We start from the raw sequence: 12500 nt of genomic DNA on the forward strand, positions 1-12500 counted from the left end.
TGCCTCCGCCTCAACGGCGCACGATGAACCCGGCGATCCCCTGCAGGGCCTGCTCCTCCAGTTCGACCGCCGTGACCTCGGCCTTGGCCGGGCCGCAGGCCAGCCACTCGACCAGCTCGCGCACCGCCGCCTCCGCACCTTCGGCCAGCACCTCGACCCGCCCATCCGGCAGGTTGCGCACCCAGCCATTGAGTTCCAGACGCTCGGCCTCGACGCTGGTGCTCTGGCGAAAATACACGCCCTGCACCTTGCCGCTGATGTAGCCATGCACACAGATGGTCGCCATCGCCCTACTCCCGCCCCTGCAGTTCGCTCAGCCGCGCCAGCAAGCCGGCGGCGGTCTGTTCCCCGACCAGGCGCTCGCGCACCTGCCCCTGGCTGTCGATGATATAGGTCACCGGCAGCACCTCGTTGCGCGGCAGCCGGTAGCGCGCCGCCGGATCCTGCGCCAGCACGCTGAAGCGGATGCCGAAACCGTCTGCCGCCTGGCGCAGCGCCTCGCCCTGCAAGGCATCGAAATTGACCCCCAGCACCCGGGTGGCACGCCCCGCCAGCTGCTCGCTGAGGCGGTTCAGCTCGGGGATCTCGGTGCGGCACGGCGCGCACCACTCGGCCCAGTAATTAATCACTAACCACTGGCCTTCCAGCTGCTCAGCCGTTACCTTTCGTCCATGCTGGTCGACGCCCATGTCCTCGGCGCAGCCGGCCAACAGCAGCCCGGCCAGTATTCCCACCATAACCTGGAGTCGCATTCCCATGCATTCGATCCTCGTGCACGCAGGGTTGACATGACGCTGGATGCCTTGCGCCTCGAGGTGCCGGACATCCTCGAGGAGAATGCCACAGCCCTGGCCGATCTCTGCACCCAGCTGCAGGCGGCCCGCGCCCTGACGCCGGAGAGCGCCCTGCAACAGGCGCTGAACTTGCTCTTCCGGCTCAATCGCAGCGCCATGACCTTACTGGAAAGGCAGCGCGCTCTGCAAAGCTTCAGCGAGGAATACCGCCATTACGCCGCGGCCTGCAGCGGCAGCACGGCGCCCTCGGCGCTCTTCGTGCACCTCTGCGAGGAACTGGCCGGCGGCTTCAAGCGCCTGCTGCTGCAGATCCTCCAGGGCCGCCAGCCCTCGCGCCCGCACCTGGCCTGGTGCCTGTACATGGCCGAGCACTTCATCGCGCAGACCCTGATGCGCCACTACCAGCTGTACCGCGAACCACCGGCCGGGCTCTGGCGCGACAGCCACCTGCTGTACTGGATCGGCGAGCACCAGGGCTGCCTCGACGAACACGTCGCCGCCGCGTTCCAGCCGACACCGGCCGGGACCCTGCGCGGCCTCTACCAGCAGACGCTGCTGCTGGCCATGAGCAACCCCTTCCACCTGGCCGAAGGCGAATGCCCGATCCTCTTCGGCGCGCTCACGCCACTGGCCGGCCTGGCCAGCCTGCTGCCCTGGGAGGCGGACGAAGACAACGAGGCGACCGTCGTCGACCTGTCGCTCGCCCAACCCTGCCTGGCGCTCGAGCAGGCGCCGCAGAGCGATCCCACCGGCTTGCGCCGCCTCGAACTGGGCGCCCTGCTGGTCGCCCTGCGCGAGCCCGCCCCGCTGCAGAGTGCGGTCGAACGCGAGTTGCTCGAGCGCGTACAGCCGCACTGGCTCGGCCGCCAGCAGCGCCGCCATCCGCGCGCCGACTTCAGCGCCGACTGCAGCCTGGTCATCGGCCTGGCCGGGATTCACGCGCAGCTGCTGGAAAAGCACCCGCCGAGCTGCACCGCGCAGATGCTCGACGCCAGCCCCGGCGGGGCCCGCCTGCTGTGCAACGCCGAGCTGGGCGCGCAAGTACCGGTCGGTCAGCTGGTTCTGGTGCTGGCCGGCAAAGGCACGCCGAGCCTGGCCCTGGTGCGCTGGCGCCACCTCAACGGCGCCGGCCTGCACCTCGGCCTGCGCTACCTGAAAGGCCTGCCGCGCCCGGCCTGGCTGCGCCGCGCGCCCAGCGCCCAGACCCACCCCGGCGTGCTGCAGAGCACCCCGGCGCCGGGCAACGGCTGGCACCATGGCCTGTGGCTGCCCTGCGGCCAGTTCGTCGAAGGGGAGAATCTCTGGCTGCAACTGGCCAACGTCAACAACCAGGCCGCGCTGCCGTTGCCGGCGGCGAACCTGACCACCCAGACAGTGGTGCGCCACCCGCTGCGCCTGGCCTGAAACTGCGACCAGGGTCACGGCCAACGCTGCCCGAGCGCACAGTTTCACGCCCTGGCGCACCCCTATAATTGCCCCACTCCTACACCTAGAACAGCACAAGTGGAGCCTGTCCATGTCCCAAGTCCCCGACAAGCTGATCGGCCCGGTCCCCTCCAGCATCGTCAATAGCGCCCGCACCGGGGTCACCCCGTACGAAGGGCGAGTGGCCGAGTTCAACGTGGCCGCCTGGCTGCACTTGCCGGGGCTGGCCAACCTGCCGGTGTCGCTGCTGGTCAGCTATCGCGATGGCAGCCAGCAACGCGAGGTGGCGGTCGAACACGGCAAGGTCAACGCGCACAACAAGGTCATGCTCTCCGGCGTGGCGCGCCTGCCGGTGAAGCAGAAGATCGAGGACATGCAGATCCGCCTGCGCTCGGCCGTACCGGCCAAGACCCTGGTGGTCGAGGAACTCTTCGTCCAGCCCGTGGAGCTGCAGAACAGCGCGGGGCGCCAGGCCACGGCCTGAGCCCACTGCGCCACGACGAACCCCGCGCCCTGCCGCGGGGTTTTGCTTTTCTGCGTTAGGCGCTTTCCACGCTGCACGCGGCCGGCTCGGCCGCTTCGCCCGCCGGCGTCTCGTCCGCCGCCTGCCGCGCCAGGGGCGCCAGCGATTGCGGCCAGCGCGCAAAGCGCAAGCCGGTGATGCGGTTGAGGCGCTCCAATGCCCCTTGCGCATCGAGCTCACGCAGATGAATCACCTTAGGTTCGGCACTGTCCATGACACCCACTTTCCCAGAGCAGCAAAGTTACTGGCAGTCTGCCAGCAAGTACTTGGGAGATAGCCAGAAGCATGCCAGCCCGGCCGCCCCGCCAATACGGCGGCTCGCCGGCCTGGGCGGCCATGCCGGGGGCAGCGCTGCGCCGCAAACTGACCTTTTTTGTCACCCTGAAGCCTGACCCAGGGCTGCCCTTCGACGAACCGGCCCAGGGCCTCTGCACCGGCATGCGCGGGCCGCGGCCGTTACGCTTTTTGTCTCGCCTGCGCCCCCGGCTTTGTGCTATTTCTCAGCACGCCATCGCACCCGGGTAACCGGGAGTGCAACGCAGTCGGCCACCACAAAGAACTGCGGCACGGATGGCACCATTGCTAACAGGGGTTGGCGGGCCAAAAGCCTGCCAGACACAGACAAGCCAACCGGGGACCGTCATGAACAGGCTTGTGCTGCTATTGGTTGTGCTGGCGCTTGCCGGCTGTGCCGCGACATCCAAGAGTTACGAAAAGAAGGGCCGCAAGGGCCTGCACATCAACTGCTCCGGGCTCACCTCGAGCTGGGAGAAATGCGAGAAGGAAGCCGCCGCCGCTTGCGGCAGCAAGGGCTACAAGGTCCTGGCCAAGGCCGGCAGCGACAGCGGCGAAGACGACCCGGCGGACTTCGTCTTCGGCCTCAACCCGGCCGGTTTCTCCAGCCGCAGCCTGATCGTGCTGTGCAAATAGCCCGCCGCCGAAGACCTCAGGCCGGCCCCGTCAGCGCAGCTTGAGCGGGTCGACCAGGCCGGCGGCGATCAGCATGCCGACCAGGTCGGGCAGGCGCTCGGCCTGCATGCGTTTCATCACCCGGGCCCGGTACAGGTCGACGGTCTTCACGCTGATCTGCAGCTGCTCGGCCACTTCGCGGTTGGTATAGCCGCGCACCAGCGGCAGCAGCACGTCGCGCTCGCGCGGCGTCAGGCTGTCCAGGCGCGCCTGCAGTTCGGCATGGCCGCTGTTGCCGGAGCGCCGCGCATCGATGCGGCTCAGCGCCTGCTGCACGCTGTCCAGCAGCAGCTGCTCGTTGTACGGCTTCTCGATGAAATCGTGGGCACCGGCCTTGAACGCGCGCACCACGATCGGCACGTCGGCGTGGCCGCTGACGAAGATCACCGGCAGGTCGAGGCCGCGCGCGCGCATCTCCTCCTGCACGTTCAGCCCGCCCATGCCGGGCATGCGCACATCCAGCAGCACGCAGGCATTGCGGCCGGCGTCGCAGGCGTCGAGAAAGTCCCGGCCATTGGTGAAGGGCACGGCCTTGAGGCCGACCGATTCGAGCAGCCACACCGTCGAATCGAGCATGCCCTGGTCGTCATCCACCACGTATACCAGCTGCTTGGCTGCAGTCGGCATTCTGTTACTCCTGATCTCGTTGTTGTTCTATGGCCGGCAGGCGACAGCGCATCAGCAGGCCGCCGCCCGCTTCGCGCACACCGTCGAGGGAACCGCCGAAGCCCTCGACTATGCTGCGACTCATCGACAGGCCCAGGCCCAGGCCGTCCGGCTTGCTGGTGTAGAAGGGGGTGAAGATGCGTTCCAGCTCGGCTTCGCCGACCCCCGGTCCCTGGTCGCGCACGTCGATTTCCAGCCGCCCCTCGGCCAGCGGCCGGGCCACCAGCAGGATGCTCGACGGCTGCCGCGGATGCGCCTCGCGGTTGGCCTCGATGGCATTGCGCAGCAGGTTGAGCAGCACCTGTTCGAGCAGCACCCGGTCGGCGTAGACCGGCGGCAGATTGTCCGGCAACTGCTCGTCGATCGCCACCTGGCAGGCGTCGGCTTCCCAGGCGCACAGGCGCACCGCCTCGCGCGCCACCTCGGCCACATCCAGCGCCTGCATGCGCCGCTGGCCCTTGCGCAGGAAGGCGCGCAGGCGCTTGATCACTGCCGAGGCGTGGTTGGCGTGCTCGGTGATGCGTTCCAGGCCCTGGGCCACCCGCTCGGCGGCCTGCGGGTTGCTGCCCAGCGCCTGCAGGTAGCGCTGGCTGGCGCTGGCGTAGTTGACCACCGCCGCCAGCGGCTGATTGATCTCATGGGCGATACCGGATGCCAGCTCGCCGAGGGTGACCAGCCGCGCGGTATGCGCCAGTTCGTCCTGATGGCGGCGCTGCTGGGCCTCGCGCAGTTCGCGCTCGGTCATGTCGCGCGCCACCAGCGAGTAGTAGCGCTCGCCCCCGGCGGCGCGGTGCGCCAGCAGCACCAGCGACACCGGCACCGAGGCGCCGCCATCGGCCGGGCGCAGACGCAGGTCGGTGCTCCACACCCCGGCCTGCTCGGCGCTGCGCCAGCCGTCGCGCTGCAGCCGCGCCAGGTCGTCGGCCGCCAGCAGCTCGGCCAGGGCCGGCATACCCTGCTCGGGTGCCAGGCGCAGGGTGCGCCGCGCCGCCGGGTTGAGGTAGGTGACGCGGCCGTCCGGGTCGATGAACAGCACCGGGTCGGTGTTGGCCTCGACCACCTCGGCCAGGCGCCGGCGGTTCTCCTCGGCCTGCACCCGCGCGGTGATGTCGCGCGACACGCTGACCACCTCGACCACCGCCCCGGTATAGGTTTCGCGGATGGCCCGGCTGGCCGTCTCGAACCACAGGTAGTGACCGTCGCGATGGCGAATGCGGTAGGTCATGGTGTGGTAGCCGTCCTGCTCCAGCGCATCGCGGGTGCGCTGCACCAGCTGGGCCAGGTCGCGGGCATGGAACAGGCCCTGGGCCAGTTGCCCGCGCAGCTCTTCCGGCCAGTAGCCGAGCAGCGTCCAGGAGGCCGGCGAGGCATCGAGGAAGCGCCCGTCCGGGGTGTGCCGGGAAATCAGGTCGGTGGTGTTCTCGGTGATCAGCCGGTACAAACGCCGCGCCTTGGCCGCCTCGCGCTCGGCCAGGACCTGCTCGGTGGCGTCCTGGCAGCGCGCCAGCACGCGCTGCTCCTGCGGGTCGGGGATAAAGGTCCAGACCAGGATGCGCGCATCGCACTGCGCCTCGACCGCCTCGATGGCGCGGCGCTGCTCCAGGCAGGCACGCACCAGCGCCGCATGGTTGACCGGCAGCAGGCGCAGCACCTGGCTCATCGGCAGGTCGGCGAGCAGCGTCAGCAGCGCCGCGTTGAGCTCCAGCGGGCGCGCCTGGGCATCCAGCAGCAGGCTCGGCTGCGGATCGTGGCCGAGCAGCGGCGAGGCGCGCAGCAGGCCGTTGAGCAGGCCGAGCAGGGTGCTCAGCAGCTCCTGCACCCAGCCCAGCCAGTCCAGGCTCACGCCCTCCGCCACCTCGACCAGCAGCAGCCCGCCCTGCCCCGCCGCCAGGCCCAGCTCGAACACCTGGCCGTGGCTGATGGCGGCGCGGCGCAGGCGCCCGGCCAGCCACACATCCAGCTTGCGCACCTGTTCCAGGCTCAGCCGCCCCTCCTGCCCCAGGCGCTCGAACAGCGCCCGGTCGCTGGCCAGCGACGGGTCGCCCTGGCCCGGCGGCAGGTGCTGGCCGCTGCCCTCGTGGGCATAGATGCCGGCAGCCTCCTGCCAGCTCAGGTAGTACGCCTGGCGCACCTCCGCGCAGCCGCGCAGCACGCGGCACAGCGCATCGGCGCGGGCACTCAGCGGCACGTCTTCGCGCTGCAGGCGCAACCAGGTGTGGAGTCGAAGCGGAATCCGGGACATCGGCCGTCCTGTAGGGGTTTGTCGGGCTAGCATATATGCAGCCTTATGCAGTGGCTGTAGGCATTCAGTCTTATGCCGAGCACTTATAGTACAAATACTATAATACTCAGGTAGTACTTCCATATAAGACCGACATTCCTATATAAAACACCCCGAATCATCTACTGCCCTTGCCGACCGAATGAGTCAGGGCAGCATCAGAGCTAACAATCAGCCACCGGGTGCCTAGCATGTCGATCTTTGAACAGGGTCTTGCCCCTGCCGCCGTGAACCACATCGCCCTCAGCCCGCTCAGCTTCATCGAGCGCACGGCCAGCGTTTACCCGCACTACCCGGCCGTGGTGCACGGCTCGATCCGCCGCACCTGGGCGCAGACCTATGCGCGCTGCCGGCGCCTGGCCTCGGCCCTGGCCGGCCGCGGCATCGGCAAGGGCGACACGGTGGCGGTGATGCTGCCGAACATCCCGCAGATGCTCGAAGCGCATTTCGGCGTGCCGATGATCGGTGCCGTGCTCAACACCCTCAACGTGCGCCTGGATGCCGAGGCGATCGCCTTCATGCTGCAGCATGGCGAAGCCAAGGTGCTGATCACCGACCGCGAGTTCTATGACGTGATCCATGCCGCCGTCGGCATGCTCGACCACCCGCCGCTGGTGATCGACGTGGATGACCCAGAATACGGCGAAGGCCAGGCGGTCAGCAGCCTCGACTACGAAGCCTTCCTCGCCGAAGGTGACCCCGAGTTCGCCTGGCAGTGGCCGGACGACGAGTGGCAGGCGATCAGCCTCAACTACACCTCCGGCACCACCGGCAACCCCAAGGGCGTGGTCTACCACCACCGCGGCGCCTACCTGAACGCGCTGGGCAACCAGATGACCTGGGCCATGGGCAACCACCCCGTGTACCTGTGGACCCTGCCGATGTTCCACTGCAACGGCTGGTGCTACCCCTGGACCATCACCGCCCTGGCCGGCGTGCACGTGTTCCTGCGCCGGGTCGACCCGGCGAAGATCCTTACCCTGATCCGCGACGAGCAGGTCAGCCACATGTGCGGCGCGCCGATCGTGCTCAACGCCCTGGTCAACATGCCGGCCGAAGCCAAGGCGGCCATCGATCACCCGGTCAAGGCCATGGTCGCCGGCGCCGCGCCGCCCGCCAAGGTGATCGGCGCGGTCGAGGAAATGGGCATCCACGTCACCCACGTCTACGGCCTCACCGAAGTCTACGGCCCGGTCACCCTGTGCGCCTGGCATGCCGAGTGGGATGAACTGCCGCTGGACGAGCGCGCCGTGATCAAGGCGCGCCAGGGCGTGCGCTACCCGACCCTGGAAGGGGTGATGGTGGCCGACCCGAAGACCCTGGAACCGACCCCGCGCGACGGCGAGACCATCGGCGAGATCTTCATGCGCGGCAACACCGTGATGAAGGGCTACCTGAAGAACCCCAGCGCCACCGCCGAGGCCTTCGAGGGCGGCTGGTTCCACACCGGCGACCTGGCCGTGTGCCACCCGGACGGCTACGTGGAGATCCGCGACCGCCTCAAGGACATCATCATCTCCGGCGGCGAGAACATCTCCACCATCGAGGTCGAGGGCGTGCTGTATCGCCACCCCGGCGTCCTGGAAGCCGCCGTGGTGGCCCGCCCGGACGAGAAGTGGGGCGAGACGCCGTGCGCCTTCATCACCCTCAAGGCCGACCACCAGGCCGTGCGCGAGGCGGACATCATCGCCTTCTGCCGCGAGCACCTGGCCGGCTTCAAGGTGCCGCGCACCGTGGTCTTCACCCAGCTGCCGAAGACCAGCACCGGCAAGATCCAGAAGTTCGTCCTGCGCGACATGGCCAAGGCCCTGTAAGCACCCACTTTCTCCCGAGCACCACCCCGGTGACAGGCCCGCGCCTGTCGCCAGGGCGCCCTGCGGCCGGCAAACGCCGCGCGGGGCCATCCGGCCACAACAAAAACAAGGAGCCCTTCCATGTCCCCTGCTGACTTGAGTCATGCACAGAGTTGCGAGCGCATCCGCGCCAACCCGAAATTCCAGCAGCTGGTGCGCAGCCGTTCGCGCCTGGCCTGGGGCCTGAGCGCCAGCGTGCTCGGCGCCTACTACCTGTTCATGCTGGTCGTCGCCTTCGCCCCGCAGTGGCTGCACGCCCCGCTCGGCGAAGGGCGCCAGCTGACCCTCGGCATCCCGGTGGCGGCGGCGATCATCGTGCTGTCCTGGCTGCTCACCGGCTGGTACGTACGCAGCGCCAACAGCAAATTCGACGCCCTCGGCGCACAACTGCTGGAGGAACTGAAATGAACCTGCGCAACCTGCACTGGAGCCTGGCCTGGGCGGCCATGGCGATCGCCCTGGCGCCCTTCGACGCGTTCGCCGCGCCGACCATAGTCGCGGAAAAACAGCCGATGAACCTGCACGCCATCGGCATGTTCTTCGTCTTCGTCCTCGGCACCCTGATGATCACCTGGTGGGCCGCGCGGCAGACCAAGTCGACCTCCGACTTCTACACCGCCGGCGGCGGCATCAGCGGCTTCCAGAACGGCCTGGCGATCGCCGGCGACTACATGTCCGCCGCCACCCTGCTCGGCCTCTCCAGCCTGGTGTTCGCCAAGGGCTATGACGGCTTCGTCTACACCGTGGCGTTCTTCGTCGGCTGGCCGCTGATCACCTTCCTGATGGCCGAGCGCCTGCGCAACCTGGGCAAGTACACCTTCGCCGACATCGTCTCCTACCGCCTCGACCAGACGCAGATCCGCACCTTCGCCGCCTTCGGCTCGCTGACCGTGGTGTGCTGCTACCTGGTGGTGCAGATGGTCGGCGCCGGCCAGCTGATCAAGCTGCTGTTCGGCCTCGACTACTCCACCGCGGTGATGGTGGTCGGCGCGCTGATGCTGGTCTACGTGATCTTCGGCGGCATGATCGCCACCACCTGGGTGCAGATCATCAAGGCCGTGCTGCTGCTTGCCGGCGGCACCACCCTGGCCGGCCTGGCCCTGGCCGAGTTCGGCTTCAGCCTGGACACCCTGGCCAGCCAGGCGGTCGACGCGCATGCCATCGGCATCGCCATCATGGGTCCGGGCAGCATGCTCGCCGACCCGATCAACGCCGCCTCGATGTCGCTCGGCCTGGTGTTCGGCATCGCCGGCCTGCCGCACATCCTGATGCGCTTCTTCACCGTGCCCAACGCCAAGGAAGCGCGCAAGTCGGTGTTCTACGCCACCGGCTTCATCGGCTTCTTCTTCCTGGTGGTGATGGTGCTGGGCTTCGCCGCCATCGTCATCGTCGGCAAGGACCCGCAGTTCTTCGTCGGCGGCGACACCCAGGGCGCGCTGATCGGCGGCGGCAACATGGTCGCCATGCACCTGGCCAAGGCCGTGGGCGGCAACCTGTTCCTCGGCTTCCTCTCCGCCGTGGCCTTCGCCACCATCCTCGCGGTGGTCTCCGGCCTGGCCCTGGCCGGCGCCTCGGCGATCTCCCACGACCTGTACGCCACCGTGCTGAAGAAGGGCACGGCCAGCGAGAAGGACGAGATGCGCGTGACCCGCATCGCCACCGTCGGCTTGGGCATCGTCGCCATCCTGCTGGGCATCCTGTTCGAGAAGATGAACGTGGCCTTCCTGGTCGGCCTGACCTTCGGCGTGGCCGCCTCGACCAACTTCCCGGTGTTGATCATGGCCATGTACTGGAAGGGCCTGACCACCCGTGGCGCCCTGCTCGGCGGCTTCGTCGGCCTGATCAGCGCGCTGCTGCTGGTGATCCTGTCGCCGGCCGTGTGGGTCACCGTGCTCGGCCATGCCCAGGCGGTCTTCCCCTACGACCACCCGGCGCTGTTCTCCATGCCGCTGGCCTTCCTGGTCATAGTCGTGGTCTCCAAGCTGGACCGCAGCGCCCGCGCCGAACGTGAACGCGCCGCCTTCGACGACCAGTTCGTCCGCGCGCAGACCGGCCTGGGCGCCGCCGCGGCCTCCAGCCATTGAAACGAGTGACGCTGTCAGGCGGTGACTCGGTGTCCGCCTGACCCTACGGGCCGTTGCCTGCAACGGCCCTTTTTTCTTCCACGACTCGCCGGGGCTCGCCCCGGCGCCCGATTGAGGTGCCCGATGCCCGAATTCAACGCCCCCCTGCGTGACCTGCGCTTCGTCCTCCACGAAGTGTTCGACGCCCCCGCCCTGTGGGCCCGCCTGCCGGCCCTGGCCGAGACGGTGGACGCGCAGACCGCCGACGCCATCCTCGAGGAAGCAGCCAAGGTCACAGGCGGCCTGATCGCCCCGCTCAACCGCAGCGGCGACGAGGAAGGCGCGCAGTGGCGCCAGGGCGCGGTCACCACCCCGGCGGGGTTCAAGGAGGCCTACGCCACCTACATCCAAGGCGGCTGGGTCGGCCTGTCCGGCAACCCGGCCTACGGCGGCATGGGCATGCCCAAGATGCTCGCCGTGCAGTTCGAGGAAATGCTCTATGCCGCCGGCTCCAGCTTCGCCCTGTACTCGGCGCTCTCCTCCGGCGCCTGCCTGGCCATCGACGCCCACGCCAGCGAAGCGCTGAAGCACACCTACCTGCCGCCGATGTACGAAGGCCGCTGGGCCGGCTCCATGTGCCTCACCGAAGCCCATGCCGGCACCGACCTGGGGCTGATCCGCACCCGCGCCGAACCCCAGGCCGACGGCAGCTACCGGATCAGCGGCAGCAAGATCTTCATCACCGGCGGCGAGCAGGACCTGACCGAAAACATCATCCACCTGGTGCTGGCCAAGCTGCCGGACGCCCCGGCCGGGCCCAAGGGCATCTCGCTGTTCCTGGTGCCCAAGCTGATGGTGGGTGCCGACGGTGCGCTGGGTGCGCGCAACGCCGTGTCCTGCGGCTCGATCGAGCACAAGATGGGCATCAAGGCCTCGGCCACCTGCGTGATGAACTTCGACGGCGCCACCGGCTACCTGATCGGCGAGGCCAACAAGGGCCTGGCGGCGATGTTCACCATGATGAACTACGAGCGCCTGTCCATCGGCATCCAGGGCATCGGCTGCGCCGAGGCGTCCTACCAGAATGCCGTGAGTTACGCCCGCGAGCGCCTGCAGAGCCGCTCGGCGAGCGGCCCGCAGGCCCAGGACAAGGCCGCCGACCCGATCATCGTGCATGCCGACGTGCGCCGCATGCTGCTGACCATGAAGGCCATGACCGAAGGCGGCCGCGCCTTCGCCAGCTATGTCGGCCAGCAGCTCGACCTGGCCAAGTTCGCCGTCGATGCCGACGAGCAGCGCAGCGCCGAGAGCCTGGTCGCCCTGCTCACCCCGGTGGCCAAGGCGTTCTTCACCGACAGCGGGCTGGACAGCTGCGTGCACGGCCAGCAGGTGTTCGGCGGCCACGGCTACATCCGCGAATGGGGCCAGGAGCAGCTGGTGCGCGACGTGCGCATCGCGCAGATCTACGAAGGCACCAACGGCATCCAGGCCCTCGACCTGCTCGGGCGCAAGGTGGTGGCCAATGGCGGCGCCGCCCTGCGCCAGTTCACCAGCGAGATCCGCGACTATGCCGCGGCGCCCGACACGCCCTACCGCAGCCAGCTGCTGGCCGCGGTCGAGCGCCTGGAAGGCGTCAGCGCCTGGCTGCTGGAGCAGGCCCCCGGCAACCCGCACGCGGTCGGCGGCGCCGCGGTGGAGTACCTGCAGCTGTTCGGCTACACCGCCTACGCCTGGCTGTGGTCGCGCATGGCCCGGGTCGCCGCGCAGCAGCGCAGCGCCGACGAGGCCTTCTACGCCGGCAAGCTGGCCACCGCGGACTTCTACTTCAGCCACCTGCTGCCGCGCACCCTGGGCCTGGAAGCCAGCATCCGCGCCGGCAGCGCCGCGCTGTTCGGCCTCGGCGCCGAGCAGTTCTGACCGGCCCCC

General features: G+C 68.8%; 12 protein-coding genes. 7 read left to right on the top strand and 5 right to left on the bottom strand.

All coding sequences use genetic code 11. The features are described 5' to 3' along the window. Positions 1 to 10 precede the first annotated feature (10 nt). Complete coding sequence (locus F3I16_RS13730; RefSeq protein WP_160494143.1) at positions 11 to 286, bottom strand: acylphosphatase; 276 nt, start codon at positions 284 to 286, stop codon at positions 11 to 13. 4 nt (positions 287 to 290) lie between these two features. Beyond that, the gene (locus tag F3I16_RS13735; protein ID WP_372239634.1) at positions 291 to 758 is read right to left on the bottom strand and encodes a TlpA disulfide reductase family protein; all 468 of its coding nucleotides are present in this window, start codon (positions 756 to 758) and stop codon (positions 291 to 293) included. A gap of 30 nt (positions 759 to 788) precedes the next feature. Between F3I16_RS13735 and F3I16_RS13740 the strand changes: the two genes are divergently transcribed. Continuing rightward, complete coding sequence (locus tag F3I16_RS13740; RefSeq protein ID WP_160494144.1) at positions 789 to 2198, top strand: PilZ domain-containing protein; 1410 nt, start codon at positions 789 to 791, stop codon at positions 2196 to 2198. Between the two features lie 112 nt (positions 2199 to 2310). Then, the gene (locus tag F3I16_RS13745) at positions 2311 to 2703 is read left to right on the top strand and encodes a hypothetical protein (RefSeq protein WP_160078629.1); all 393 of its coding nucleotides are present in this window, start codon (positions 2311 to 2313) and stop codon (positions 2701 to 2703) included. Between the two features lie 55 nt (positions 2704 to 2758). Here the strand turns inward: F3I16_RS13745 and F3I16_RS13750 are convergent, their stop codons facing one another. Further along, positions 2759 to 2956: a hypothetical protein gene (locus tag F3I16_RS13750; RefSeq protein WP_160494145.1), complete on the bottom strand. Its 198-nt coding sequence runs from the start codon at positions 2954 to 2956 to the stop codon at positions 2759 to 2761. A gap of 428 nt (positions 2957 to 3384) precedes the next feature. Between F3I16_RS13750 and F3I16_RS13755 the strand changes: the two genes are divergently transcribed. Then, complete coding sequence (locus tag F3I16_RS13755; protein WP_160494146.1) at positions 3385 to 3672, top strand: hypothetical protein; 288 nt, start codon at positions 3385 to 3387, stop codon at positions 3670 to 3672. 30 nt (positions 3673 to 3702) lie between these two features. On the opposite strand, the gene F3I16_RS13760 is transcribed toward F3I16_RS13755, so the two are convergent. After that, positions 3703 to 4338, bottom strand: a complete 636-nt coding sequence (locus F3I16_RS13760) for a response regulator transcription factor (protein WP_160494147.1) — start codon at positions 4336 to 4338, stop codon at positions 3703 to 3705. A 4-nt stretch (positions 4339 to 4342) separates the two neighbouring features. After that, positions 4343 to 6619 (bottom strand): PAS domain S-box protein, encoded by a 2277-nt coding sequence (locus tag F3I16_RS13765; protein ID WP_160494148.1) that lies wholly within the window; start codon positions 6617 to 6619, stop codon positions 4343 to 4345. 230 nt (positions 6620 to 6849) lie between these two features. On the opposite strand from F3I16_RS13765, the gene F3I16_RS13770 reads away from it, so the two are divergent. The 4 genes from F3I16_RS13770 to F3I16_RS13785 all read left to right on the top strand — a co-directional run bounded on the left by F3I16_RS13770 (position 6850) and on the right by F3I16_RS13785 (position 12491). Further along, complete coding sequence (locus F3I16_RS13770; RefSeq protein ID WP_160494149.1) at positions 6850 to 8472, top strand: acyl-CoA synthetase; 1623 nt, start codon at positions 6850 to 6852, stop codon at positions 8470 to 8472. Between the two features lie 120 nt (positions 8473 to 8592). Continuing rightward, the gene (locus tag F3I16_RS13775; RefSeq protein ID WP_160494150.1) at positions 8593 to 8919 is read left to right on the top strand and encodes a DUF485 domain-containing protein; all 327 of its coding nucleotides are present in this window, start codon (positions 8593 to 8595) and stop codon (positions 8917 to 8919) included. Positions 8920 to 8957: 38 nt separating this feature from the next. Then, the gene (locus F3I16_RS13780) at positions 8958 to 10595 is read left to right on the top strand and encodes a cation acetate symporter (RefSeq protein ID WP_160494333.1); all 1638 of its coding nucleotides are present in this window, start codon (positions 8958 to 8960) and stop codon (positions 10593 to 10595) included. 123 nt (positions 10596 to 10718) lie between these two features. After that, a complete protein-coding gene (locus F3I16_RS13785) occupies positions 10719 to 12491 on the top strand; it encodes an acyl-CoA dehydrogenase C-terminal domain-containing protein (protein WP_160494151.1) in 1773 nt (590 codons plus the stop codon). Positions 12492 to 12500: the final 9 nt, after the last annotated feature.

Origin of the sequence: Pseudomonas sp. L-22-4S-12 (assembly GCF_009799935.1) — a bacterium.
In the GTDB taxonomy this organism is placed as follows: Bacteria; Pseudomonadota; Gammaproteobacteria; order Pseudomonadales; family Pseudomonadaceae; genus Aquipseudomonas.